General features: G+C 71.6%; 22 protein-coding genes and 1 tRNA gene. 13 read left to right on the forward strand and 10 right to left on the reverse strand.

The window, feature by feature from the left end; translation table 11 throughout:
* Nucleotides 1-163: 163 nt before the first annotated feature.
* Together OHA37_RS18780 and OHA37_RS18785 are read right to left on the reverse strand one after the other, a co-directional pair.
* On the reverse strand, nucleotides 164-1,351 hold the full coding sequence (locus OHA37_RS18780) for an HTTM domain-containing protein (protein ID WP_266906739.1): 1,188 nt from the start codon (nucleotides 1,349-1,351) through the stop codon (nucleotides 164-166).
* A gap of 56 nt (nucleotides 1,352-1,407) precedes the next feature.
* Nucleotides 1,408-2,106 carry a DUF5819 family protein gene (locus OHA37_RS18785; RefSeq protein WP_266906741.1) on the reverse strand — a complete coding sequence of 233 codons (699 nt, stop codon included), beginning with the start codon at nucleotides 2,104-2,106 and terminating at the stop codon, nucleotides 1,408-1,410.
* Between the two features lie 145 nt (nucleotides 2,107-2,251).
* Here OHA37_RS18785 and paaA point away from each other — a divergent pair, with 145 nt between their 5' ends.
* The 6 genes from paaA (at nucleotide 2,252) to OHA37_RS18815 (ending at nucleotide 7,349) form a co-directional block, all read left to right on the forward strand.
* Nucleotides 2,252-3,301, forward strand: coding sequence for a 1,2-phenylacetyl-CoA epoxidase subunit PaaA (gene paaA / locus OHA37_RS18790; protein WP_266906743.1), 1,050 nt, complete (start codon nucleotides 2,252-2,254; stop codon nucleotides 3,299-3,301).
* The gene (gene paaB, locus OHA37_RS18795) at nucleotides 3,298-3,582 is read left to right on the forward strand and encodes a 1,2-phenylacetyl-CoA epoxidase subunit PaaB (RefSeq protein ID WP_243331024.1); all 285 of its coding nucleotides are present in this window, start codon (nucleotides 3,298-3,300) and stop codon (nucleotides 3,580-3,582) included. The genes paaA and paaB overlap by 4 nt, the downstream gene beginning before the upstream one ends.
* A complete protein-coding gene (gene paaC, locus OHA37_RS18800) occupies nucleotides 3,579-4,334 on the forward strand; it encodes a 1,2-phenylacetyl-CoA epoxidase subunit PaaC (protein WP_266906745.1) in 756 nt (251 codons plus the stop codon). Before paaB ends, paaC begins: the two co-directional genes overlap by 4 nt.
* Nucleotides 4,331-4,855, forward strand: a complete 525-nt coding sequence (paaD, locus tag OHA37_RS18805; RefSeq protein WP_443046183.1) for a 1,2-phenylacetyl-CoA epoxidase subunit PaaD — start codon at nucleotides 4,331-4,333, stop codon at nucleotides 4,853-4,855. The genes paaC and paaD overlap by 4 nt, the downstream gene beginning before the upstream one ends.
* Nucleotides 4,856-6,037, forward strand: coding sequence for a 2Fe-2S iron-sulfur cluster-binding protein (locus OHA37_RS18810; protein WP_266906749.1), 1,182 nt, complete (start codon nucleotides 4,856-4,858; stop codon nucleotides 6,035-6,037). It begins immediately after the preceding gene.
* A 160-nt stretch (nucleotides 6,038-6,197) separates the two neighbouring features.
* Entirely contained in the window at nucleotides 6,198-7,349 is a 1,152-nt protein-coding gene (locus tag OHA37_RS18815; RefSeq protein ID WP_266906751.1) for an acyl-CoA dehydrogenase family protein, read from the forward strand.
* Nucleotides 7,350-7,367: 18 nt separating this feature from the next.
* Here the strand turns inward: OHA37_RS18815 and OHA37_RS18820 are convergent, their stop codons facing one another.
* From OHA37_RS18820 to OHA37_RS18845, 6 genes are all read right to left on the reverse strand, one after another.
* The gene (locus tag OHA37_RS18820) at nucleotides 7,368-7,712 is read right to left on the reverse strand and encodes a rhodanese-like domain-containing protein (RefSeq protein WP_266906753.1); all 345 of its coding nucleotides are present in this window, start codon (nucleotides 7,710-7,712) and stop codon (nucleotides 7,368-7,370) included.
* Between the two features lie 75 nt (nucleotides 7,713-7,787).
* Entirely contained in the window at nucleotides 7,788-8,633 is an 846-nt protein-coding gene (locus OHA37_RS18825; protein ID WP_443046184.1) for a J domain-containing protein, read from the reverse strand.
* A gap of 150 nt (nucleotides 8,634-8,783) precedes the next feature.
* Nucleotides 8,784-10,223, reverse strand: coding sequence for a DUF2252 domain-containing protein (locus tag OHA37_RS18830; protein WP_266906755.1), 1,440 nt, complete (start codon nucleotides 10,221-10,223; stop codon nucleotides 8,784-8,786).
* A 44-nt stretch (nucleotides 10,224-10,267) separates the two neighbouring features.
* Entirely contained in the window at nucleotides 10,268-10,915 is a 648-nt protein-coding gene (locus tag OHA37_RS18835) for a response regulator (RefSeq protein ID WP_266912902.1), read from the reverse strand.
* A gap of 20 nt (nucleotides 10,916-10,935) precedes the next feature.
* Nucleotides 10,936-12,561, reverse strand: a complete 1,626-nt coding sequence (locus OHA37_RS18840; RefSeq protein WP_266912904.1) for a sensor histidine kinase — start codon at nucleotides 12,559-12,561, stop codon at nucleotides 10,936-10,938.
* Between the two features lie 204 nt (nucleotides 12,562-12,765).
* Nucleotides 12,766-15,033, reverse strand: coding sequence for an MMPL family transporter (locus OHA37_RS18845; RefSeq protein WP_266906756.1), 2,268 nt, complete (start codon nucleotides 15,031-15,033; stop codon nucleotides 12,766-12,768).
* A 333-nt stretch (nucleotides 15,034-15,366) separates the two neighbouring features.
* Between OHA37_RS18845 and OHA37_RS18850 the strand changes: the two genes are divergently transcribed.
* A complete protein-coding gene (locus OHA37_RS18850; RefSeq protein ID WP_266906758.1) occupies nucleotides 15,367-15,999 on the forward strand; it encodes a class I SAM-dependent methyltransferase in 633 nt (210 codons plus the stop codon).
* Here OHA37_RS18850 and OHA37_RS18855 read toward each other — a convergent pair.
* Nucleotides 15,987-16,634 (reverse strand): MerR family transcriptional regulator, encoded by a 648-nt coding sequence (locus OHA37_RS18855; protein WP_266906760.1) that lies wholly within the window; start codon nucleotides 16,632-16,634, stop codon nucleotides 15,987-15,989. The two genes, OHA37_RS18850 and OHA37_RS18855, sit on opposite strands and share 13 nt — an antisense overlap.
* A gap of 336 nt (nucleotides 16,635-16,970) precedes the next feature.
* Nucleotides 16,971-17,053, reverse strand: a tRNA-Leu gene (locus OHA37_RS18860).
* A gap of 292 nt (nucleotides 17,054-17,345) precedes the next feature.
* Between OHA37_RS18860 and OHA37_RS18865 the strand changes: the two genes are divergently transcribed.
* The 6 genes from OHA37_RS18865 to pknB all read left to right on the forward strand — a co-directional run bounded on the left by OHA37_RS18865 (nucleotide 17,346) and on the right by pknB (nucleotide 25,506).
* The gene (locus OHA37_RS18865) at nucleotides 17,346-18,200 is read left to right on the forward strand and encodes an FhaA domain-containing protein (RefSeq protein ID WP_266906762.1); all 855 of its coding nucleotides are present in this window, start codon (nucleotides 17,346-17,348) and stop codon (nucleotides 18,198-18,200) included.
* A gap of 9 nt (nucleotides 18,201-18,209) precedes the next feature.
* Nucleotides 18,210-18,716: an FHA domain-containing protein FhaB/FipA gene (locus tag OHA37_RS18870; protein WP_266906764.1), complete on the forward strand. Its 507-nt coding sequence runs from the start codon at nucleotides 18,210-18,212 to the stop codon at nucleotides 18,714-18,716.
* Between the two features lie 150 nt (nucleotides 18,717-18,866).
* Nucleotides 18,867-20,342 carry a PP2C family protein-serine/threonine phosphatase gene (locus OHA37_RS18875; protein ID WP_266906766.1) on the forward strand — a complete coding sequence of 492 codons (1,476 nt, stop codon included), beginning with the start codon at nucleotides 18,867-18,869 and terminating at the stop codon, nucleotides 20,340-20,342.
* A gap of 31 nt (nucleotides 20,343-20,373) precedes the next feature.
* Entirely contained in the window at nucleotides 20,374-21,798 is a 1,425-nt protein-coding gene (locus OHA37_RS18880; RefSeq protein WP_266906768.1) for an FtsW/RodA/SpoVE family cell cycle protein, read from the forward strand.
* Nucleotides 21,795-23,261 (forward strand): peptidoglycan D,D-transpeptidase FtsI family protein, encoded by a 1,467-nt coding sequence (locus OHA37_RS18885; RefSeq protein WP_266906770.1) that lies wholly within the window; start codon nucleotides 21,795-21,797, stop codon nucleotides 23,259-23,261. The genes OHA37_RS18880 and OHA37_RS18885 overlap by 4 nt, the downstream gene beginning before the upstream one ends.
* A 214-nt stretch (nucleotides 23,262-23,475) precedes the next feature.
* Nucleotides 23,476-25,506, forward strand: coding sequence for a Stk1 family PASTA domain-containing Ser/Thr kinase (pknB, locus tag OHA37_RS18890; protein WP_266906772.1), 2,031 nt, complete (start codon nucleotides 23,476-23,478; stop codon nucleotides 25,504-25,506).
* The last annotated feature ends 225 nt before the right edge of the window (nucleotides 25,507-25,731 follow it).

Raw genomic sequence — 25,731 nt, forward strand, 5'->3', positions numbered from 1 at the left:
CCCGGCACCCCCTCCAACCCGTCCGGCGCTTGAGGACCGGGACCCGGGGCGCAGCCCGGCACCCCCTCCAGCCCGTCCGGCGCTTGAGGACCGGGGTCCGGGCAGCGCCCGGGGAACGGGCGAAGGGCGGGTAGGGGACTTCGCCCCGCAGGGCAGCCGGGCCTCAGCGCGGAACGGGACTGGGGAGCGCCGGCTCCGGCTCCGCGGAGGGATCCGGATCCGGCCCCGGCTCCGGAACGGACCGCCAGACACCCACCCGCCGCGCAGCGACCCACGCACCGAGCCACACCAGAAACCCGGTCGGCAAGAACACCGCGTCAGCGGCGATCATCGCCAACGAGAAGAACGGCAGCCCCAGCAACACCGCGATCCCCGCATGCTCCAGCATCATCAACGCCAGCAGCACGTTCTTGATCCGCCGGTTGAACAGCGTGAACGGAAAGGCCACCTGGACCGCGACCGTCCCGTAGGACAGCAGCATGACCAGCGTCCCGCTGCTCGCGAGGAAGGCCGAGACCCCGGGCCACGGGGTGAAGTAGTCCAGGTTCAGCGGGTAGTACAGCGCCGTGCCGTCCTGCCACCGCGAGCCCTGGATCTTGTACCACCCGGCCGTCGCGTAGATCAGGCAGACCTCCACCATGATCACCAGCATCCCGGCGTTGTGCAGCAGGTTGGCCAGGACGTCGAGGACCGCCCGCCCCTCCCCCTCCGGCTCGTAGCGGTCGACCATCCACCACAGCGCGGCGAGCACCCACAGGGCCGTGAAGACCACCAGCCAGCCGGTGCTCAGCCGCCCGGTCGCGGCCCCGTACGCGAACACCGCGCCGAGCACCCCCCACAGCACCGGCCCCGCCCGCCCGGCCGAGGCCGCGCCGAGGCGCCGTGCGCGGCGGGCGTCCAGCGACCACACCTGGGCGCAGCGGGTCAGCACGAGGTAGATCGCCATCAGGTGGATGACGTTGTCCCCGCCGTCGCCCATGAAGACGCTGCGGTTCTGCAGGGACAGCACGCCGACCGCGAAGACCACGGAGGTCGCCCGGGTGCGCCAGCCCAGCATCAGCAGGGCGGACGCCAGCACGGCCACGGCGTAGACGATCTCGAACCAGAGCGCCGAGTCCGACCACATCAGCACCGTGAAGGCACGGTTCGAGTCGATCAGCTGCCGCGCCAGCTCCCAGCTCCACGGCCCGTCCGGCCCGTACAGCTCCTGGCGGTGCGGGAACTCGCGCAGCAGGAAGAACAGCCAGGTGCCGGCGAAGCCGATGCGGACCACGGCGCTCTGGTACGGACCCAGCGCCTGCCCGCTGACCCGGGCGACCGCCCGGCCGGCGGAGGCTTTGAGCCCCCGCACACCGGGCCCCTTCACACCGGGCTCCCGCACACCGGGCTCCCGCACACCGGCCCCACTCACACCGTCCACCACGGCAGCTCCCGGTAGTACGTCTGGGTGTCGGCCTTCTCGTCGGACCACTCGGGCGCCGCGACCTCCGTCGTCGCCCCGCGCAGCTGGATCCGCACGATCCGTCCCTCGGCCAGGTGCCCGCCCTTGCCCACCGACGTATCGGCCGGCGTGCGCGGGTCCAGCCGGTCCAGGGCGATCCGGCGCAGGTACTGCTCGGAGAGTTCGCCGCGCTCGCCGGTGGACTTGTTGTCCTCGTCGTGGGAGTTGGTGAAGAAGTCCCAGGCCCGGCGGAGCTCGTTCTGCTCGGTGTGGCTCGGCAGCAGGCTGTGGCGGATGGCCGCGCCGTCCTCGGCGGAGAGCCCGCGCCAGTTGCCCGTCACCAGCAGGCCCTCGTCCGTCCGCACCTGCGCGCGGACCTCCACGGCGATGTTCTGCTGGAGCGGGTTGGGGGCGAAGAGCTTCCAGTTCTGTTCGAACTCGGGGTAGACCCAGCCGTCGATCACGCCCGCGTGCCGCTTGCTGACCGTGTTTGACGGGGCCACGTGCAGGAAGACGAGGGCCAGGTGCGAGCAGGCGGCCACCGCCACCGCGCCGAGCGCGAGGGCCGTGACGACCCGGTACGGCTTGGACAGGCCGGCGATTCCGGGCGCCCTGGGAGGGTGTGGAGCCTCACCTTCCGGGGGCTCGTGCTCGTTCGAATCCATCCCGCCCCGATCATCCGGTGTCCACAGGGTTGACCACAGAGGTTGACACCCTACGGGCCCTCGTCCCACCATTGAAGAGTACGAACCGAACGATCGGTCGGTCGGGCGGCACGAGGCGGGAAAAGACCTCTGACAGGGGGCCGTGATGGTGGCAGTGACCCCGGCAGCGACATCGGGGACCGGGGGGCGGGACGCCGGGCAGGACGCGGGGATCGGCGTGACCGCCGACCTCGGCGCGCAGCTCGCGGCGGCATTCGACGCGGCCGTGGCGGCCGACGAGCGGGTGGAGCCGCGCGACTGGATGCCCGACGAATACCGCGCCACCCTGGTCCGCCAGATGGCCCAGCACGCCCACTCCGAGATCATCGGCATGCAGCCCGAGGCGAACTGGATCACCCGCGCGCCCTCCCTGCGCCGCAAGGCGATCCTGATGGCGAAGGTCCAGGACGAGGCCGGGCACGGCCTGTACCTGTACAGCGCCGCCGAGACGCTGGGCACCAGCCGCGACGAGCTCCTCGACAAGCTCCACGCCGGGAAGCAGAAGTACTCCTCGATCTTCAACTACCCCACGCTGACCTGGGCCGACGTCGGCGCGATCGGCTGGCTCGTGGACGGCGCGGCGATCACCAACCAGGTGCCGATCTGCCGCTGCTCCTACGGGCCGTACGCGCGGGCCATGGTCCGGATCTGCAAGGAGGAGTCCTTCCACCAGCGCCAGGGGTACGAGCTGCTCCTCGCCCTCTCCCGGGGCACCGAGGCCCAGCACGCGATGGCGCAGGACGCCGTCGACCGCTGGTGGTGGCCCTCGCTGATGATGTTCGGCCCGCCCGACGCCGAGTCGGGGCACTCCGCGCAGTCGATGGCATGGCGGATCAAGCGCCACTCCAACGACGAGCTGCGCCAGCGCTTCGTGGACATCGCCGTGCCGCAGGCCGAGTCGCTGGGTCTGACCCTGCCCGACCCGGACCTGAAGTGGAACGAGGAGCGCGGGCACCACGACTTCGGAGCCATCGACTGGACGGAGTTCTGGGAGGTGCTCAAGGGCAACGGCCCGTGCAACGAAGACCGGATCGGACAGCGCCGCGCGGCGCACGAGGAAGGCGCCTGGGTGCGCGACGCGGCCGCGGCGTATGCGGAGAAGCAGGCGGCGGCCACAGCCGCCGCGGCGACCATCGGAAGCGAGGCTCGGGTATGACGCAGAACTGGCCCCTGTGGGAGGTGTTCGTCCGCTCGCGGCGCGGCCTCTCGCACACGCACGCGGGCAGCCTGCACGCCCCCGACGCGGAGATGGCCCTGCGCAACGCCCGCGATCTCTACACCCGGCGCGGCGAGGGCATCTCCATCTGGGTGGTGCCCTCCACGGAGATCACCGCCTCCTCCCCGGACGAGCGGGACCCGTTCTTCGCCCCGTCCGCCGACAAGCCCTACCGGCACCCCACCTTCTACGAGATCCCCGAGGGGGTGCAGCACCTGTGACGAGCACCGAGACGAGCAACGCATCAGGGACGGCCACGGTGGCGGCGGCCCTGGCCCTCGGCGACGACGCGCTGATCCTTTCGCACCGCCTCGCCGAGTGGGCGGGCCACGCGCCCGTCCTGGAGGAGGAGGTCGCGCTCGCCAACATCGCCCTCGACCTGCTCGGCCAGGCTCGTGTCCTGCTGTCGACGGCCGGAGACGAGGACGAGCTGGCCTACCTCCGTGAGGAGCGGTCCTTCCGCAACCTCCAGCTGGTCGAGCAGCCGAACGGCGACTTCGCCCACACCATCGCGCGCCAGCTCTACTTCTCGCTCTACCAGCACGAGCTCTACGGGGAACTCGCGCTCGGCGACGGCCCGTTCGCGCCGCTCGCCGCCAAGGCGGTCAAGGAGACCGCCTACCACCGCGACCACGCCGAGCAGTGGACGCTGCGGCTCGGCGACGGCACCGAGGAGAGCCGGCGCCGCATGCGGGCCGGCCTGGACGGGCTGTGGAAGTACACCGGGGAGATGTTCCGGCCGGTGGACGGGCTCGACGGGGTCGGCGGGATCGACTGGGCCGCGCTGGAAGGCCGCTGGCTGGCCGCGCTGGGCGGCGTACTGGAGCGGGCCGGACTGGAGCTGCCCGAGGGACCGCGGCACGGCGCCTGGGCCGCGGGAGCCGGCCGGCAGGGACTGCACACCGAGTCGTTCGGCCGCCTGCTCGCGGAGATGCAGCACCTGCACCGCAGCCACCCGGGGGCATCGTGGTGACCGGCACCAGTGCCGGCGCGGGCACCGGCACCGACAGGACCCGGCTGGAGGTGGAGCTGGCCGCGCTGGCCGGCTCCGTCCCCGACCCCGAACTGCCCGTGATCACCCTCTCCGAGCTCGGCGTGATGCGCGGGGTGCGGATGCACGAGGACGGCCACGTGGAGGTCACCCTGACCCCCACCTACACCGGCTGCCCGGCCATCGAGGCCATGTCCGCCGACATCGAGCGGATCCTGACCGACCACGGCATACCCGAGGTCCGGGTCCGCACCGTGCTGGCCCCCGCCTGGTCCACCGACGACATCAGCGCCGAAGGCCGCCGCAAGCTGGCCGAGTTCGGCATCGCCCCGCCGCGGCCGCACGCCGCCGGCGGACCGGTTCCGCTCACCCTGTCCGTCCGCTGCCCCAACTGCGGATCGACCGACACCGAGCTGCTCAGCCGGTTCTCCTCCACCGCATGCAAGGCGCTGCGCCGCTGCACCGCCTGCCGCGAACCGTTCGACCACTTCAAGGAGCTGTAGATGGCCGTGTCACCGCCGTCGCCCACGCCGGTGTCGCCTGCCGGCCCGGCGGCCGACGCGTCGGCGCGCCCCGTACGCCACGGCGCGTTCCACGCCTTGACGGTGACGGCGGTCGACCGGCTCACCGATGACTCCGTGGCCCTGACCCTGGCCGTCCCGCCGGAGCTGCGCGCCGAGTACCGGCACGCCCCCGGTCAGCACCTCACCCTGCGCCGCGGCGGTTCCGGTGCGGCGGCCGGCACGGCAGTGCCGTCGGAGGTTCGGCGCACCTACTCGATCTGCTCCCCCGCCCCGGCCGCGGACGGGCCCGGGCCCGCCGTGCTGCGGGTCGGGGTGCGGCTGGTGGAGGGCGGGGAGTTCTCCTCCTACGCCCACAAGGAGATCGCCGCCGGGGACGTCCTGGACGTGATGGTCCCGGCCGGCCGGTTCGTCCTGGACCCCGCGGCGGCGCCGCCCGCCGCGCACTACGCCGCGATCGTCGGCGGCAGCGGCATCACCCCGGTGCTCTCGATCGCCGCCACCCTCCTCGCCGCCCGCGCCGACGCCCGGTTCTGCCTGGTGCGCAGCGACCGCAGCGCGGCCTCGACGATGTTCCTGGAGGAGGTCGCCGACCTCAAGGACCGCTATCCCGACCGGTTCCAGCTCGTCACCGTGCTGTCCCGGGAGGAGCAGGAGGCCGGGCTGCCCTCGGGCCGGCTCGGCGAGGAGCGGCTGACGGAGCTGCTCCCCGCGCTGCTGCCGGTCGCGGAGGTGACGGGCTGGTTCCTGTGCGGGCCGTACGGCCTGGTGACGGGAGCGGAGAAGGCGCTGGGCTCGCTGGGCGTGCTGCGCACCCGGGTCCACGAGGAGGTCTTCCACGTCGAGGACACCGCCCCGCCCGCGCGCACCGTTTCGGCGGACGCCACCCGCGGCCGGGTCACCGCGCGGCTCGACGGCCGCTCGGGCACCTGGCCGGTGCGCGACGGCGAATCCCTGCTCGACGCGGTGCTCCGGGCCCGCGCGGACGCCCCGTACGCCTGCAAGGGCGGGGTGTGCGGCACCTGCCGGGCGTTCGTCGTCTCGGGCGAGGTGCGGATGGACCGCAACTTCGCGCTGGAGGAGCAGGAGACGGAGGCCGGGTTCGTGCTGGCCTGCCAGTCACACCCGGTGTCGGAGGACGTGGAGATCGACTTCGACCGCTGAGCCCGCCGCTGCCGTCCGCCTGCTGTGCCTTTTCAGGCTGTGCTTTTTCAGGCTGTGCTTTTTCAGGCTGTGCTTCTTCAGGCTGTGCTTCTTCAGGAACGTGTTCTATCTTGACGCACCGTCAGGCAGAGCACGATTCGGGTACGCGGGAGGACAGGCAGTGGACTTCACCTTCACCGAGGAGCAGCAGGCCGCCGTCGAGGCGGCCAAGGCCGTGTTCGCGGACGTGGCCCCCGACGGCGTGCCCAGCCCCGCACTCACACCGAGGGCGGTGGCCGATGAGTTCGACCGCGAACTGTGGGCCAAGCTCGCCGACTCCGACCTGCTGAGCCTGGTCCTGACCGAGGAGCACGGCGGCTCCGGACTCGACGCCATCGCCCTGTGCCTGGTCCTGCGCGAGGCCGCGAAAGTACTGGCCCGGGTGCCCCTGCTGGAGCACTGCGCCACCGCCATGGCCGTCCAGGCCCACGGCAGCCCCGAGCTGGCCGCCGCCCTGCTGCCCGGCGCCGGGCGCGGCAGCGTCGTCCTCACCGTCGCCGCGCACGGCCGCAGCGGCCACGACCCGGCCGAACTGGCCGTCACCGCACGGCAGGAACGGCAGGGCGCAGGCACCTGGCTCCTGGAGGGCCTCCAGACGGCCGTCGCCTGGGCGCACAGCGCCGACTGGATCGCCGTACCGGCCCACACCGGGGAGGGCGAGGCGCTCCTCGCGTTCGTCCCCCGGGGCGCCGAGGGCCTGTCCCTCGCGGAGCAGTACTCCACCAGCGGGGAGCGGCTCGCCGAGCTCACCCTCGACGGCGTACGGGTCCCGGCCACGCACCTGATCGATGCTCCCGGCGCCTGGGACCACCTGCGCCAGCTCCTGGCCACCGGGACCTGTGCGCTCGCGCTCGGCCTCGGCGAGAACGTGCTCACCATGACCAGCCAGTACACGAGCAAGCGCGAGCAGTTCGGCTTCCCGGTGGCCAGCTTCCAGGCCGTCGCCGTCCAGGCCGCCGACCGCTACATCGACCTGCGCGCCATGGAGGTCACCCTCTGGCAGGCCGCCTGGCGGCTCGACGCCTCCACGGGCGGAGCGGGCGGACCGCTGCCGAGCGCCGGCGATGTGGCCGTGGCCAAGATCTGGGCCTCCGAGGGCGTACGCCGCGTCGTGCAGACCGCACAGCACCTGCACGGCGGCTTCGGCGCCGACACCGACTACCCGCTGCACCGCTACCACGCCTGGGCCAAGCAGCTGGAGCTCCAGCTCGGCCCGGCCGCGGCCCACGAGGAGGCGCTGGGCGACCTGCTGGCCGCCCACCCCCTCGCCTAGGCCGTCACCGGGCCGGCATCAGACGACGAAGCCCGGGACGCCCGCGTCGGTGACGACCGGGCGGCCCGCGGCCTCCCAGTCCTGCATGCCGCCGGCCACGTTCACGGCGTCGATGTCCTGGCCCCGCAGGTACTGGGCCACCTGGGCGGAGCGTCCGCCGACCCGGCACATCACGTAGACCGGGCGCTCGTCCTCGATCTTCTCGGTCAGCTCACCGATGCGCGCCACGAACTCGCTCATCGGGATGTGCAGCGCGCCCTCGGCATGACCGGCCGCCCATTCGTCGTTCTCGCGAACGTCGAGGACAAAGGCTTCGGAGGGCAGGGCGGAGGCGGCCACCGAGGGAAGCGGTCCGGAGTTCATGTCTGTCGCCTTCTCTCGTCACGGATAGCTGAGCCAACCTATCCGACCGGGCCGGCCGGCCCTGCCGCCGCGGGGTTACTCGGCGGCGAGCGCCGCCAGCTCCGCCTCACGCTTCTCGACGTCGCCGAGCAGCTGCTCGGCAATCTCCTCCAGCAGCCGGTCCGGGTCCTCCGGCGCCATCCGCAGCATGGACCCGATCGCGCTCTCCTCAAGCTCCCGGGCCACCACCGACAGCAGCTCCTTGCGGCGCGAGAGCCACTCCAGGCGCTCGTACAGCTCCTCGCTCTCGCTCAGCCGCTGCTCGGCCGGCGCCGGGCCCTCCGCCCATTCCTGCGCCAGCTCGCGCAGCGCCTGCTCCTCGCCGCGCCCGTAAGCCGCGTTGACCCGCACGATGAACGCATCGCGCCGCTCACGCTCGGCCTCGTCCTGGGCGAGGTCGGGGTGCGCCTGACGGACCAGCTCGCGGTAGAGGCGGCGCACCTCCTCCGAGGGGCGCACCCGCTCCGGCGGCCGCACCGCGCGGTCCGTGAGCATCGCGGAGGCGTCGGCGGACATCCCGTCCGAGTCCATCCAGTCGTGGAACAGCTCGTCCACCCCGGGCATCGGCATCACCAGCGAGCGGGCATCGCGCGCACGGCGCAGGTCCTCCGGGTCCCCGGTCCTCGCCGCCTTCGCCTCGGCGATCAGGGCGTCCAGCTCGTCGAGCCGCGAGTACATCGGTCCGAGCTTCTGGTGGTGCAGGCGGGAGAAGTTCTCCACCTCCACCCGGAAGGTCTCCACCGCGATCTCGAACTCGATCAGTGCCTGTTCGGCGGCCCGCACGGCGCGCTCCAGGCGCGCCTCGGGCCGCTCGTCGGCAGCGGGGCCGGGGCCTTCGCCGGAGCCGGGCTCGGACGCTTCGGGAACTGTCTGCTCGCTCACCCGGCCAGCCTAAGGCCCCGGGGCCCGGGTGTTTCACGTGAAACATCGACCGGTTTCACGTGAAACATCCCGGCTACGGACTCGGTTCCCGGGCCCCGCCCGCTCAGACCACGGGCCACTCAGACCCCGCCCGCTCAGACCCCGGACTGCTCAGACCCCGGACTCCGCCGCGATCCGCCCCGACCGCACCGCCGCCACCAGCACCGCGTGGTCGGCCTCGCTCCGGTCGGCGTAGGCCACGGCGAAGTCGGCGATGGCCTCGTCCAGCTCGTCGCTCTTGCCGCAGTACCCGGAGAGCAGCCGCGGATCCGCGCTGTGCGCGTGCGCACGCGCCAGCAGGGCTCCGGTCATCCGCCCGTAGTCGTCGAACTGGTCGGCGGACAGCGCCGCCGGGTCCACGCTGCCCTTGCGGTTGCGGAACTGGCGGACCTGGAAGGGCCGCCCCTCCACCGTCGTCCAGCCCAGCAGGATGTCGGAGACCACCTGCATCCGCTTCTGCCCGGCCACCACCCGGCGGCCCTCGTGCTCCTCCGGCGGGGAGACGAAGCCGAGCCCGGGCAGGTGCGGCAGCAGCGCGGAGGGACGGGCCTCCTTCACCTGGAGGACCAGCGCCTCACCCCGGTGGTCGAGCAGCAGCACCACGTACGAGCGGGTACCGACGCTGCCCGTGCCCACCACCCGGAAGGCCACGTCGTGGATCGCGTACCGGGCCAGCAGCGGCAGCCGGTCGCCCTGCAGGGTCTCCAGGTACGGGCCCAGCGCGGCCGCCACGGCCGCCGCTTCCCCGTCGCCGACCCGGCGCAGCACGGGCAGCGCGTCCACGAAGGCCCGGCCCCCGTCGGGCGTGGGCTCGGTGGACTTGGCGGCGAACCGGGCGGAGGTGTTGTTGCGGGCCTTCTCCGAGACCCGTTCCAGGGTGCCCAGCAGGTCACGGGCATCGGTGTGCGAGACCAGTTCCTCGTCCGCGATGGCGTTCCACGCGTCGAGGGCCGGCAGTTTGGACAGCAGCCGCATCGTGCGCCGGTAGGCGCCCGCCGCGTCCTGCGCGGCCGCCCGGCAGGTGGCCTCGTCCGCGCCGGCCACCCGGCCCGCCAGCACCAGCGAGGTGGCCAGCCGCTTGAGGTCCCACTCCCACGGGCCGAAGACGGTCTCGTCGAAGTCGTTGAGGTCGATGACCAGCCGGCCGCGCGCGTCCCCGTACAGGCCGAAGTTGGCCGCGTGGGCGTCCCCGCAGATCTGCGCGCCGATCCCGGTGACGGGACCGCCGGAGAGGTCGTGGGCCATCAGCCCGGCCGCCCCGCGCAGGAAGGTGAAGGGGTTCGCGGCCATCCGGCCGACCCGTATCGGCGTGAGCTCGGCGACCCGGCCGACGTTGGACTCCTCCACCGCCCGCACCGCGTCCGGCCGGTCGGCCGGGGCCTCGAACCGCGCGTGCGCCGCCCGGGGCACCAGCGTGCGCAGCGCCTTGCCCGCCTCCCGGGGATTGCCGGCGGGCGAGCCCGCGGAGCGGCGCGGAGCGAACCCCTCGACCACCGGGATCCGTACCTTCGACTCCGGTCCCACGCCATGCTGCTGCGCTACCGCCGTCATGCGCCCCGCCCCCTGATCGCCATCGGATTTCGGCCCGACCGTACCTACAGCCCGGCGTCCCTGGCCAGCAGGGCCGCCTGCACCCGGTTCTCGCATTCCAGTTTCGCCAGGATCCGGCTCACATACGTCTTCACCGTGGCCTCGCTCATGTGCAGCCGCCGCCCCGCGTCGGCGTTCGACAGCCCCTCCCCCAGCAGCGCCAGCACTCCCCGCTCGCGCTCGCTCAGTTCGGCCACCCGGCGCCGCGCCTGCTCGTCCCGGCCGGCCGTCCGGCCGGACGCGAGCTGGTCCACCACGTGCCGGGTCGCGGCCGGAGACAGGTACGCGTCCCCCGCCGCGGCCGCCCGTACGGCGCCGATGAGTTCGCCGGGCGCCGAGTCCTTCAGCAGGAACCCCGCGCCGCCGCCGCTCAGGGCCCGCAGCACGTTCTCCTTCTCCCCGAAGGTGGTCAGGATCAGCGCCCGCACCTCGGGCGCCGCCCGCCCGAGCTCGGCCAGCGCCGTCAGCCCGTCCATCACCGGCATCTGGATGTCCAGCAGCACCACGTCCGGGCCGTGCGCCCGGGCCAGTTCCACCGCCTCCCGGCCGTTCGCCGCCTCGGCGACGACCTCGATGTCCGCCGCCGAGGTCAGGATCATCCTGATCCCGGCCCGGATCAGCGGTTCGTCGTCAGCGATCACCACGCGGATCACCTTGGCTGTCACCCCTGCTCCTACTGCTTGGCCTGGTACGCCTGCTTGTCGACGAGCTTGCCGTCCTTGAAGCAGAACCGGAAAACGCTGTCGCTGCCCAGGTCGGTGTCGTCGTCCGCCAGGAAGACCAGGCAGGCCGAGCCCTGCGGACGCGGCGGCCCCTTCCGGTCGAGCCCCTCGGTCAGGATGCTGTCCCCACTGGGCAGCTGAGAACGTACCGCTTCCTCCGGATCGCCCACGTGGACGGCGTCGTACTCGGCCTTGCCGAGCATCGCATCGCCCACCGAGCCCACCAGCAGCGCCACCGCGGCGCCGATCACGATCAGCAGCACCACCACGGCCGCGACCGCGATCCCGCAGCCCAGTGTCACGCCCCCGGCCCGGCCGCCCCCGCTCAGCAGCTTCCGGTCGATCGCGTCCCAGTCGACCGGCGCGGCGTTCGGGCCCAGGGTCCTGGCCTGCACCTGCTGGCCGAAGTCATCGGCGACCTCGCCCGCCCCCAGCTCCTCGGCCCCGGCCGGCTCGGTCCCGTACGGGAGCACCCCGGCCACCCGGAACCCGCCGCCCTCCACGGCCGCCGCGTAGACCATGCCGCCGACCAGCCGCGCCCGTTCGCGCAGCCCGGTCAGCCCCTGCCCGCCGGACACCACCTCACCGGCGCCCGGACCGGCCGCCGGGCCGTTGGCGATCTCCACCACCAAGGAGTCGTCCTCGTACCGCAGTTCCACCGTGATGGGCGCGCCCGGCGCGTGCTTGTAGGCGTTGGTCAGCGCCTCCTGCGCGATCCGGTACGCCGCGTGGTCGCACGCCGCGACCAGCGGCCTGGGCTGCCCCGCGGTGGTGAGCCGTACGTCCGTCCCCGCGCTCCGCGCCGACTCCACGATCCCGGCGATGCCCGCCACCCCGCGTGCGGCGGGCTGCGCCTCCTCGACCGGCAGCGGAGCCTCCACCCCGTCCCGCAGGATGCCGACGACCTCGCGCAGCTCGTGCATGGCGGAGACGGAGGCCTGGCGCAGGACGCCCACCGCCTCGCGCTGCCGGTCGGTCAGGACCGGATCGACCTCCAGCGCACCGGTGTGCACCGAGATCAGCGCGAGCTGGTGGCCGAGGCTGTCGTGCATGTCCTGGGCGATGCGCTGGCGTTCGCGCAGCCGGGCCTGCCCGGCGACCATCGCCCGCTCGCGCAGCAGCTGGGCGTTGCGCTCCTGGAGGGCGCGCAGCAGCGTATGGCGCTGGGACCAGTAGCGGCTGGCCAGACCGGGCATGACCACCATGGCCAGGAACATCAGCGCGCTGAAGACGACGACCAGCACCGCGCGGCCCTGCGACCACTCCTTGACCACATTGAGGGCGATGGCCAGGGCGAAGGCCGCGGTGAAGGCACCGAGCGCCCGTCCGACGCCGACGATGCGCCGCCCCGCCGACCAGCCGAGCGGGATCGCCACCAGGAAGGCCCCCGGCAGGTAGACGCCCACCGCCGAGCCGGCCACCAGCGTGAGCACCGGAAGCCGGCGCCGCAGCAGGGTCAGCACCACCACGGACACGGCACTGGCCAGCATCCGGGCCGCGGAGCCCTTGTCGAGCTCTTCGACCCCCACCCCGAGCAGCACCAGCACCCCGGCCAGGGCGAGATCCCCCGCCAGCATCCGACGGGTCCAGGGCTCGGGCCCCTTCACCCAGTCCCATCCCGCACGCGCCCTCGCCGTTACGTCCACCCGGCAGACCCTAGACACCACCCCGCCGCCGGGCTGCCCTCTTTAGTCGCGCCCCCCGCAACGAAAGTCTCCCGGCTCAGTACGGACGGACCCCCGGGCGCCCGGCCCTGGACGCTCCGCCGGGCCGGGCCGCGGTCATCGCCCGGCGTCGGCGGCACGGGGGGCGGCGGTGCGGTCTGAGTCCTCAGCAGCGGCCTCATCGGCGTGGCCCGTGCGGCCGACCTGCCCGGCGCCCCGCGACGCGGGGACCGTACGCTCCCCGGCCGCGGGCTCCCGGAAGCCGTGGCGGGACCACCAGCGGGCCAGCGGGGCCGGTGCCCACCAGGCCCACTTGCCCATCAGCGCCATGGTGGCCGGCACCAGCAGGCCCCGTACGACCGTCGCGTCGACGACCACCGCGATGACCAGGCCGACCCCGATCATCTTCATGAACAGGATGGACGAGGTCATGAACCCGCCGACCACCACGACGAACAGCAGCGCGGCACTGGTGATGATCTTCGCGGTGCGCTGGAGCCCGAGGGCCATCGACTCGATCGGATCGCCGCCGGCCTCCCACTCCTCGCGCACCCGGGAGAGCAGGAACACCTCGTAGTCCATGGCCAGGCCGAAGGCGATCGCCACGATGAGCACGGGGAAGTTGGCGTCCACCGCCCCGATGGGTTCGAAGCCGAGCAGCCCGGAGAGATGGCCGTCCTGGAAGATCCACTTGATGGCGCCGAAGGTGGCCAGGAGCGACAGCAGGTTCAGGAGCACGGACTTCAGCGGAAGCAGCAGCGAGCCGAAGGCCAGGAAGAGGACCAGGAAGGACACGACCGCGACGAACAGGGCCATCCACGGAAGACGTCCGCCGATCATGTCGACGATGTCCACGCGGGAGGCCGGCATTCCGGTGACCAGCGCCTTCGCTCCCTCCGGTGCGGCGGTGCCCCGGACCCCGTGCACCAGGTCCACGGCCGGCCCGGACATCGCGTCGGGCGCGTACCGCACGGTCACCCGCGCGTCGTTGCCCACGAAGGCGGTGGGCACAGCCGACCGCACGCCCGCGACCCCCTCCAGCCGGTCCGCGTACGCCTCTACGGCGCTCCGGTCGGCCGGGCCGTCGAAGCGGACGACCGCGGTCATGATCCGGCCGGGGTTGGTCTCGAACTCGGCGGCCAGGGCCTGGCTGACGACCTTCGCGTCCCCGCTCGACGGCAGCACCCACTCCCCCGGCCGGGCCCAGTTGACGCCGAGCAGCGGCGCACCGAGGCCGACCAGGACGGCGACGATCGCCAGCGAGGACAGCAGGGGCCTGCGCATGACCGCCCGGGCGGTGCGGTACCAGCGCCCCTGCGTCAGCGGCTTCGCAGCGCCGCCCCGGCCGCCCGGCAGCGGGATCCGCCACTTGTCGATGCGGTGTCCCGTGTAGCGCAGCAGCGCGGGCAGCAGCGTCAGCGAGCCGATCACCGCGAAGGCGACCACGGAGACGGCCGCGTAGCCCATGGAGGACAGGAACCGCGACGGGAAGAGGGCCAGACCCGCGAAGGAGATCGCCACGGCGAGCCCGGAGAAGGCGACCGTGCGCCCGGCCGTGGCCGTCGCGCGCCGGACCGCGGTGTCCACGTCCGCACCGGCATGCAGTTCCTCACGGAAGCGGTTGACCAGGAACAGCGCGTAGTCGATGGCCAGGCCGAGGCCCAGGATCGTGATGACGTTGATGACGGTGCCGGAGATCTCGGTGAACAGCGTCAGCACGCGCAGCACCACGAAGGAGCCGAGTGCCACGAAGGTGCCGACGGCCAGCGGCAGCAGCGCGGCGACCGCACTGCGGAAGATCAGCACCAGCAGGACCAGCAGGACCGGGACCGAGAGCATCTCGGCCCGGGCGATGTCCGCGCCGGTCAGGGCGTTGACCTGCTCCGTCATCGCGGCCACGCCGCCGAAGCGGGCGGTCACCCCCTCGGCCTCGAACTCCTCCTTGATCCTCGTCAGCGCCTCGACCTGTTGCCGGTCGTCGTCGGCGGCGAACTGCACCGTGGCGTACGTCCGGGTGCGGTCCCGCGATACGTAGGCGTCCGCGCCCCCGGCGCCGGGCTCCCATAAGGAGCTCAGGCGGGTGATTCCCGCACGCGGCACGCCGTCGAGCGCCGCCCGGACGGCGCCGCCGAACTCCTCGACGGTCCGACCCGCTTCCTTCGACTCGTAGAGCACGATCAGGTCGTTGGACTCGCGCCCCAGCGGGCCGGCGAGAACCTTGTCGGCCTCGACCGACTCACTGGCCGGGTCGTCGAATCCGGCGCCGCCCGTGAACGAGCCGAAGACGCCGGTGCCCCACACGCCGGCGAACAGCGTGAAGACGACCGCGGCGATCACGACCCACTTACGACGCCGCGCGGTGAATGCTCCGATGGAGGCAAACAATTTCTCTCCCTGGCTCGTATCGCTTTTGCTCAGGCTGCCGAGTTGTTTCGGCCTTCGACCCCGCGCGGTTTCGGTTCACGAATCTTCCGAAACCGGCGATTTCTCGAAATGCACGTTCGGATCGCTCGCCCTACGTCTTTCGCCACGCTCCCGGAAGGCACCCTCCCGGCCGCACTCCGCACGGGAGCACTCCGCACGGGAGCACCGAGCCGCCAGGCGGTACGCCGCTGCGCGAGCGAAGCGGCCGGCCTCCCTTCCCCGTTGTCCACAGCAACAGTAACCTAAGCTATCGATAGATTCACTATCACCTATCACCAGCCTAGGCGGCCACCCATGACCGACGTGATGCTGTTCCTCAGGGAGTTCGCCCGGACCCGTCGGGACACGGGAGCCATCGCTCCCAGCAGTCCCTTACTGGCCCGGGCCCTCACCCGCTACGTGATCCCCGGCCCCGGCAGGCCGCGCGCGGTGCTCGAAGTCGGCCCCGGCACGGGCGCCGTGACCCGCCACATCCAGCCGGCGCTGGGCCCCCTCGACACCCTCGACCTGATCGAGCCCAACCTCCGGTTCGCCGGTCTGCTGAGGCACTCCTACCGGGACGACTCGCGCATAGGCCTGCTGTCGGGACTGGTCCAGGACCACCAACTGGGCTCGTACGACACGATCGTGTGCGGCCTGCCCTTCGCGAACTTCGAGGCCCGCGTCGTGGAGGAGATCCTCGGGCAGCTGCTCGGCGCGCTGAACCCGGGCGGCACCCTGTCGTTCTTCGCCTACGCCGGCATCCCGCCGCTGCGCCGGGCGCTCACCTCCGGCGTGACCCGCGAACGCACGCTGGGCACCCAGGCCGTGCTGGAACGCACGCTGCGGCGCCACCGGTTCCGCACCGAGACGGTGCTGTGGAACGTACCGCCCGCCCACGTCCACCACCTGGTCCCGACGGCCCCTGCGCTCGCCTACAGCGGCTGACCCTCCGCCCGGGCGGACACGCGCTTGGACGCGTCCTCCTGCGCGATCCGGCGCAGGGCCGACATGGCCGCGTCTCCGAGGAGGGTGCCGAGGACGACGCCCTCCACCTTGCCGTCCGTACCGGGCACCCCGGCGAGGACGGCCAGCTCGGCGTCGGCCAGGCGTCCGGCTGCGGCCGCGTACTCGTCGAGCAGGGCCAGCAGATCGCCCCGGCCCAGGTCGCGGTAGGTCACGACGATCTGGACCAGCGCCTTCCAGCCGGGGTTCGTGGGCTTGACCTCCCAGCCGCAGCGCCGCACCAGCTCCTCGACGGCGCGTTCGGCACGCGCCCAGTCGTCCTCGGGGCCCGGCTCGGGCACGGCGCGGGTGACCGCGGACTGGGCGACGCCGAGCATGCCGTGGACCGTGCGGTGGGGCGAGTCGACCTCGCCGAGCACCTCGCGGACGGCCGCGATCGACAGGCCGCCGACCTCCAGCATCGCCCGGATCAGCCGGAGCCGGTGCGCGTGCGCCTCGGAGTAGCTCACCTGGTTCGGACTCGTCCGCTCGCCGGACGGCAACAGCCCTTCACGGGTGTAGTACTTGACCGTCGCTACCGAAACTCCGGTACTCCGCGCCAGCTCTCCGATACGCATTCCGTCAGGGTACTGCGTTCCCCCTCCGTGCTAACCCGCGACCACGACCCCGGCCACAACCCGGCCGGAGTCCGCGGCCCCGCGAATTGCCCAGCTTTTATCGGTACTGAAATCGGTCCCGGCCGAAGGAATCACGTACGTCCGCGGAAGCCGCTCCGGAGCTCCCCTCCGAGCCCGGCGATCCCGCTCTCGAACCCACCCGCGGCCCGGCCGCCCGAGACCCTCGTCACGCCCCGCGCCCACCCCGCCCGCATCCCCCGCGCCCGCCCCCATCCCCGGGGCACAACGAAAGAGCCCCCGCTCCGGATCTCTCCGGAGCGGGGGCTCTCTCAACTGTGCGCGAGGGGGGATTTGAACCCCCACGTCCCGAAGGACACTGGCACCTGAAGCCAGCGCGTCTGCCGTTCCGCCACTCGCGCAAGTGGCTACCAGCGGTTCTTCCCTTGCGGGCCGTTCCCCTGGCGACATCGGAACATTAGCACGTCGGATGGGGTGGATTCACATCGCTTTTCGTGCTCTCCCCACTCCCGCCGACGACCGCCCCTCCCGTACTCGGCCGCCGGTGCGGGACACTGTCCTCGGGGCGCCCCTACGATCGCTTGTGAGGACCAACACTCATGCGCACGTGACCGATGGGGAACCACCCGAATCCGCCATGCGTGGATACGATCAGTAAGCAGTACAGGGCGACAACGACGGAGGAGGTGCCCCATGGGAGTCCTGAAGCGGTTCGAGCAGCGACTCGAAGGTCTGGTGAACGGCACCTTCGCCAAGGTGTTCAAGTCCGAGGTCCAGCCGGTGGAGATCGCGGGCGCCCTCCAGCGCGAGTGCGACAACAACGCCACCATCTGGAACCGCGAGCGGACCGTCGTCCCCAACGACTTCATCGTGGAGCTGAGCACCGGCGACTACGAGCGCCTGAGCCCCTACTCGGGCCAGCTCGGCGACGAGCTCGCGGGCCTCGTCCGCGACTACGCCAAGCAGCAGCGCTACAGCTTCATGGGCCCCATCAAGGTCCAGCTGGAGAAGGCCGACGACCTGGACACCGGGCTCTACCGGGTCCGCAGCCGCACGCTCGCCTCCAGCACCTCCCAGTCCCCCGGCCAGCAGGGTCCGGGCCAGGGACAGGGCCACCAGGCCCCCCCGGCCCAGCCCGGCGGCTACGGATACCCGCCGGCCTCGGCGCCGCCCATGCCCGCCGGACCGCCCCCGGGCGGTCCCGGTGCACGCAGGCCGGGGCCCGGCGGACCCGGCGGACCGGCTCCCGTACCCACCGGCGGCGCCGTCCGGCGCCACTGGATCGAGATCAACGGCACCCGCCACCAGATCTCGCGCCCTACGCTCGTACTCGGCCGAAGCACCGAAGCCGACGTGCGGATCGACGACCCCGGCGTATCGCGCCGGCACTGTGAGATCCGGACCGGAACGCCCTCGACGATCCAGGATCTCGGGTCCACCAACGGCATCGTGGTGGACGGGCAGCACACCACCCGCGCTACGCTCCGCGACGGTTCGCGGATCGTCGTGGGATCCACCACCATCATTTACCGGCAAGCCGAAGGGTAAGCGGGGGCAATGTCAGAGCTGACCCTGACGGTCATGCGGTTGGGTTTCCTGGCCGTTCTGTGGCTGTTCGTCATCGTGGCCGTCCAGGTCATCCGCAGCGATCTCTTCGGTACGAGAGTCACGCAGCGCGGTTCCCGACGCGGCGGGAGCGCTTCCGGCGCCCCGGCGCAGCAGCAGGGCCGCCAGCCGGCGGCCCCGCCACAGCAGCGCCAGCGCCGCGGTGCGCCCACCAAACTCGTCGTCTCCGAGGGCACCCTCACGGGCACCACGGTGGCCCTCGCGGGCCAGACGATCACCTTGGGCCGCGCCCACGACTCCACGATCGTGCTGGACGACGACTACGCCTCCAGCAGGCATGCCAGGATCTACCCCGACCGTGACGGCCAGTGGATCGTCGAGGATCTCGGGTCCACCAACGGCACGTATCTCGACCGGACCCGGCTGACCACCCCGACGCCCATTCCGCCGGGCGCCCCGATCCGCATCGGCAAGACCGTCATCGAGCTGCGGAAGTAGTACGAGAATGAGCGAGCGGAGCGAGCGAGCCGCAGCGGTCCGTCCCACCGGGGACACGGACCCGAGCGCGCTCCAGGCCGGAGGGTGGGCAGTGTGGCTCGAGACCGGTTGTACCCCGAGGCAGCATCGTCGTCGACAGGGCAGGTGCGCATGAGTCTGTCCCTGCGGTTCGCCGCCGGATCGCACAAGGGCATGATCCGCGAGGGCAACGAGGACTCCGGCTACGCCGGTCCCCGTCTCCTCGCGATCGCCGACGGCATGGGCGGCCAGGCCGCCGGCGAAGTCGCCAGCTCCGAGGTGATCTCCGCCCTCGTGCAGCTCGACGACGACGTCCCGGGCTCCGACATGCTCACCGCGCTGAGCACCGCCGTGCAGCGCGCCAACGACCAGTTGCGCGTCATGGTCGAGGAGGACCCCCAGCTGGAGGGCATGGGCACCACGCTCACCGCCCTGCTGTGGACGGGCCAGCGCCTCGGCCTGGTCCACGTCGGCGACTCCCGCGCCTACCTGCTCCGCGACGGCGTCCTCACGCAGATCACCCAGGACCACACCTGGGTGCAGCGCCTCGTCGACGAGGGCCGGATCACCGAAGAGGAAGCCACCACCCACCCGCAGCGCTCCCTGCTGATGAGAGCCCTGGGCAGCGGCGACATCGTCGAACCCGACCTCTCCATCCGCGAGGTCCGGGTCGGCGACCGCTACCTGATCTGCTCCGACGGGCTCTCCGGCGTGGTCTCCCACCAGACCCTGGAAGAGACCCTCGCCGACTACCACGGCCCCCGCGAGACCGTGGCCTCCCTGATCCAGCTCGCGCTGCGCGGCGGCGGCCCCGACAACATCACCTGCATCGTGGCCGACGTCCTCGACACCGACAGCGGCGACACCCTGGCCGCGCAGGTCAACGACACCCCGGTCGTCGTCGGCGCGGTCGCCGAGAACCAGCACCACCAGCTCTTCGACGGCGGCAACGCCATGCAGACGCCGGCCGGCCGCGCCTCCGGGCTAGGCCGCCAGAGCCCCCCGCCCCCCGGCGCCTTCGGGCCGCCCGGCAGCGGCGAGGCCGCGGGTTACGGCGGTTACGGCGCCCAGGGACAGGGCGGCGGAGCCGACGCGTACGGCAGCTTCGGCGAGCCCGACCCCTACGACGGGGACTCCGGGTACGAGGACACGTACAACCACCCGCGCAGGCGCCGCGGCAAAGGGCGCAAGTGGACCACGCGCACGCTGACGCTGCTCGTGGTCCTCGGTGTCATCGGCGGCGGCCTCTACGCGGGCTACCGCTGGACGCAGACGCAGTTCTACGTCGGGGTCAAGGACGAGCACGTCGCGCTCTTCCGCGGGATCAGCCAGAAGCTGGGGCCGCTGGAGCTCTCCAAGGTGGAGACCGACCGCCCCGACATCGAACTGAAGTACCTGCCGACCTTCAAGCGCAAGCAGGTCGTGGACACGATCAGCGAGGGCAGCCTCGACACCGCCCGTACGAAGATCGACGAGCTCGGCACCCAGACCTCCGCGTGCAAGAAGGACGAGGAGCGGCGTGCCGCCGAGGCCCAGGGCAACCAAACGCCCGGCCCGGTCCTGACTGCCGCCGAGCAGCAGGTCGTCAACCTGTGCGAGAAGCAGTAGACATACGCGGGCACAGGGGGCCCGCCACACCATGAGCGTTGTCACCAACACGACCACCATCGGCGCCATCGAGCTGCCGAGCCGGCGGAACACCGAGCTCCTGCTGCTCGTGTTCGCCGTGGTCATCCCGATCTTCGCCTACGCCAACGCGGGCCTGGCGCTCGACGGAGAGCTGCCCCCCGGCATGTTCACCTACGGGCTCGGCCTCGGCATCCTGGCGGGCATCGCCCACTTCGTCGTACGGCGCTACGCCAAGTACGCCGACCCGCTGCTGCTGCCGATCGCCACGCTCCTCAACGGGCTGGGCCTCGTCCTGATCTGGCGACTGGACCAGTCCGGACGCCTGCAGAACCAAGCGAAGCGCGCCTACGGCGTCTTCACCGAGTCCGCGCCCCGGCAGATGATGTACACGGCGCTCGCCATCGCGATGTTCGCCGGCGTACTGCTGGTCCTCAAGGACCACCGCGTGCTCCAGCGGTTCACGTACATCTCCATGGCCGCCTCGCTGGTGCTGCTGATCCTGCCCGTGATCCCGGGCCTGGGAGCCGACGTCTTCGGCGCCAAGATCTGGATCAGCGTCGGCGGCTTCTCCATCCAGCCCGGCGAGTTCGCCAAGATCGTCATCGCCGTCTTCTTCGCCGGCTACCTGATGGTCAAGCGCGACGCCCTGGCACTGGCCAGCCGCCGCTTCATGGGCCTCTACCTGCCGCGCGGCCGCGACCTCGGACCGATCCTGATGATCTGGGCGATGAGCCTGCTGGTCCTGATCTTCGAGAACGACCTCGGCACCTCGCTGCTCTTCTTCGGCATGTTCGTGATCATGCTGTACGTGGCCACCGAGCGGACCAGCTGGATCGTGATCGGCCTGCTCATGAGCGTGGGCGGCGCCACCGTGGTCGGCGCCACCGCCAGCCACGTCCAGGCCCGCGTCAACGCCTGGCTCGACCCCTTCAGCTGCTACCTGACCTCCGACGCCTGCCAGCAGGTCGGCCAGTCGATCATGACCTTCGGCTCCGGCGGGGTCCTCGGCACCGGCTGGGGACAGGGCAACTCCGACCTCATCGGATTCGCCGCCAACTCCGACTTCATCTTCTCCACCGTCGGCGAGGAGCTCGGGCTCACCGGGGTCATGGCCTTCCTCCTGCTCTACGGCCTGATCATCGAGCGGGGCGTGCGCACCGCGCTCGCCGCCCGCGACCCCTTCGGCAAGCTCTTCGCGGTCGGCCTCTCCGGCGCCTTCGCGCTCCAGGTCTTCGTGGTCGCCGGCGGAGTCATGGGCCTCATCCCCCTGACCGGCATGACCATGCCCTTCCTCGCGTCCGGCGGCTCCTCCGTCCTCGCGAACTGGATCCTCATCGCCATCCTCATCCGGATCAGCGACACCGCACGCCGCCCTGCCCCGGCCCCGGCACCGTCCCCCGACTCCGAGATGACCCAGGTGGTCCGCCCGTCATGAACAAGCCCCTGCGCCGCATCGCGATCTTCTGCGGGCTGCTCGTCCTGGCACTGCTCGTGCGGACCAACTGGCTGCAGTACGTCAAGGCCGAGGATCTGAGCACCCGCAAGGAGAACCGCCGGGTCCAGATCGCCCAGTACGCCACCGAGCGCGGCAACATCATCGTCGAGGGCAAGCCGATCACCGGCTCCGCCGTCACCGACGGCAGCGACTACAAGTTCAAGCGGACCTACCTCGACGGTCCCCTGTGGGCTCCGGTGACCGGCTACGCCTCGCAGGCCTTCGGTTCCACGCAGCTGGAGTCCCTCGAGGACGGCATCCTCACCGGCAACGACGACCGGCTGTTCTTCGACCGCACCATCGGCATGTTCACCGGCGAGAAGAAGCAGGGCGGCAACGTCGTCACCACGCTGAACGCCGCCGCGCAGAAGGCCGCGTTCACGACCCTCGGCTCCAAGAAGGGCGCCGTCGCGGCGATCGACCCGCGCACCGGCGCGATCCTCGCCCTGGTCAGCACCCCCTCGTACGACCCCACGTCCTTCGCGGGCAACTCCAAGGCCGACGAGAAGGCCTGGGTCGAGCTCAAAGACAGCGAGGACAAGAAGCTGGTCAACCGCGCCCTGCGCGAGACCTACCCGCCCGGCTCCACCTTCAAGGTGGTCACCGCCGCCGCGGCCCTCGAGCACAAGATCGTCACGGACATCAACGCGCCGACCGACACCGAGGACCCGTACATCCTGCCGGGCACCACGACGCCGATGGTCAACCACGCCGCGAACTGCGGCAAGGCCACCCTCAACTACGCCCTGCAGGTCTCCTGCAACTCCGTCTTCGCCAACATGGGCGACAAGGTGGGGGCGGACAACATGGTGAAGACCGCCGAGAAGTTCGGCTTCAACAACGACAAGATCGACACCCCGGTCCGCGCCTTCGCCAGCGTCTACGACAAGAACATGAAGAGGGACGGCAACGCCCAGAGCTCCATCGGCCAGTTCAACACCGCGGCCACCCCGCTGCAGATGGCCATGGTCACCGCCGCCATCGCCAACAACGGCAAGCTGATGAAGCCGTACATGGTCAGGCAGCTGGAATCGCCCGGCCTCGACATCGTCGAGAAGCACGAGCCGGAGGAAATGAGCCGTCCCCTCTCCGTCGAGAACGCGAAGAAGGTCCGGGACATGATGGTCAACGTCGTCGACGCCGGCACCGGCGGCAAGGCCCGGATCAAGGGCACCGTCGTCGGCGGCAAGACCGGCACCGCCCAGCACGGCGAGGGCAACAAGAAGCGCCCGTACGCCTGGTTCATCTCCTACGCCGAGAACCCCGACGGCAGCTCGCCGGTCGCCGTCGCCGTCGTCATCGAGGACAGCGAAGCGGAGCGCGAGGACATCAGCGGCGGCGGCCTCGCCGCCCCGGTCGCCAAGGCCGTCATGGAAGCCGTGCTCAAGAGCAACAAGGGGTAACGGGCGGGGCCGAAGGCCACGCGAGAGCCGCAAGGGGCACACAGACGTGATCCGGGTCACTGTTCCCGCCCGGATCCGAGCGTACGGTACCGGTCCGGTATCAGCCTGTGGTCACGAACCGATCACCGACGATCGGCCGGTAGCCTTTGCGCGAACAGCACACCGCCGGACCACACACGGGTGCGGTCGGGACTGACGGAGAGGGCTGCACGTTATGGAAGAGCCGCGTCGCCTCGGCGGCCGGTACGAGCTGAGCCACGTGCTCGGCCGTGGTGGCATGGCCGAGGTCTACCTCGCCCACGACACCCGGCTCGGCCGTACCGTCGCCGTCAAGACCCTGCGCGCCGATCTCGCCCGCGACCCGTCCTTCCAGGCCAGGTTCCGCCGCGAGGCCCAGTCGGCCGCATCGCTCAACCACCCGGCGATCGTCGCCGTGTACGACACCGGCGAGGACTACGTCGACAACATCTCCATCCCGTACATCGTGATGGAGTACGTCGACGGCTCGACCCTGCGCGAGCTCCTGCACTCCGGCCGCAAGCTGCTGCCCGAGCGGACGCTGGAGATGTGCATCGGCATCCTCCAGGCGCTGGAGTACTCGCACCGCGCCGGCATCGTGCACCGTGACATCAAGCCCGCCAACGTCATGCTCACCCGCACCGGCCAGGTCAAGGTCATGGACTTCGGCATCGCCCGTGCCATGGGCGACTCCGGCATGACCATGACGCAGACCGCCGCCGTCATCGGCACCGCCCAGTACCTCTCCCCGGAGCAGGCCAGGGGCGAGCAGGTCGACGCGCGCTCCGACCTCTACTCGGCCGGCTGCCTGCTGTACGAGCTCCTCGCCGTCCGGCCGCCCTTCATCGGCGACTCCCCGGTCGCGGTCGCCTACCAGCACGTACGGGAAGAGCCCCAGCCCCCGTCGAACTTCGACTCCGAGATCACGCCCGAGATGGACGCGATCGTGCTGAAGGCGCTGGTCAAGGACGCCGACTACCGCTACCAGTCCGCCGACGAGATGCGCGCCGACATCGAGGCCTGCCTCGACGGCCAGCCCGTCGCGGCCACCGCCTCCATGGGCGCCGCCGGCTACGGCTACCCCGACCAGGGCCACGGCTACGGACACCAGGGCTACGACCAGCCCACCACGGCCCTGCGCACCGCCGACCCGAACCAGACCTCCATGCTCCCGCCGATGTCCCCGGGCGACGGCGGCTACGGGGCCACCGGGTACGCGGGCCAGGGCGGCTACGACCAGGGCGGCCGCGGCCGGCGTCCGCAGAAGAAGAGCAAGGCCTCCACGATCCTGCTGGTCACCGCCGGCATCCTCGTCCTGGTCGGCGCGATCCTGATCGGGCAATCCCTCTTCAAGACCACCGCCGACAACCGGCCCACGGTCCCCAAGCTCATCGGCGAGACCCTGGAGGCCGCCAAGGCCAACGGGGACAACGTCGGTCTCGTCGTCCAGCAGGACGGTGAGATGCCCTGCGACGCCGCCCCCAAGGGCAGCGTCTGCGAGCAGTCCCCGGCCGAGGGCCTCAAGGTCGACAAGAACTCCGTCGTCAAGGTGAAGGTCTCCACCGGACCGTCCAAGGTCGCCGTCCCGAACGTCATGCACCTGGCGATCGCCGACGCGGAGAAGGCGCTCCAGGACAAGGGCTTCCAGATCGAGAAGAAGACGGTCGAGTCCGAGCGGCCCGCCGGCACCGTCATCGAGCAGAACCCGAAGAGCGGCGAGGCCGACAAGGGCTCGACCGTCACCGTGACGGTGGCCAAGGAAATCTCCAAGGTGACCGTCCCGGACCTGTCCGGCAAGACCCAGGCCGACGCTTCGAAGGCCCTGGAGGCCCTCAACCTCAAGCTCGGCAGCGTCACCGAGGTGGACGCGGCCCCGGGCACGGCCCCCAAGACGGTCGTCAGCCAGGACCCCGGCCCCAACGGCCAGGTCACGGTCGGCTCGTCGGTCAACATCTCGGTCGCCAAGCCGGTCCAGCAGCTCACGGTCCCGAACCTGTTCGGCAAGACCATCAACGCGGCCAGGGCCGAACTCGCCTTGAGGGGCCTGGTCTTCGGATCCGTCCTGTCGGGCTCCTCGGACGGCAAGGCGAAGATCCTTAGCACGGACCCGGCCGTCGGCAGCCCGGTGACCCCCGGCATGGTGATCAACGTGAACACGGTGCCCGACGGCCAGCAGAACGGCGGCAACGACGGCGGCGGAGGCTTCATCGGAGGCCTCGGCGGCTGACCGCGCGGCAACGAGCACCAAAGGGTCCGGCCCCTCTCCATGAGAGGGGCCGGACCCTTTTCCGTACGCGTCTTCACGGGCAAACGAATCGGTGCTGCCGGTGGCCCTCCGAGCGGCCACCACGCGGCCTCCACGCAGCCCCACGCGGCCACCTGCGCCTTTCGGAGCGAGCCCCTGGCCCATCGCCACTCGGATGGGCGTCACGGCCGTCCACAGGGGGCTCCT

Origin of the sequence: Streptomyces sp. NBC_00335 (assembly GCF_036127095.1) — a bacterium.
Taxonomy (GTDB): Bacteria; Actinomycetota; Actinomycetes; order Streptomycetales; family Streptomycetaceae; genus Streptomyces.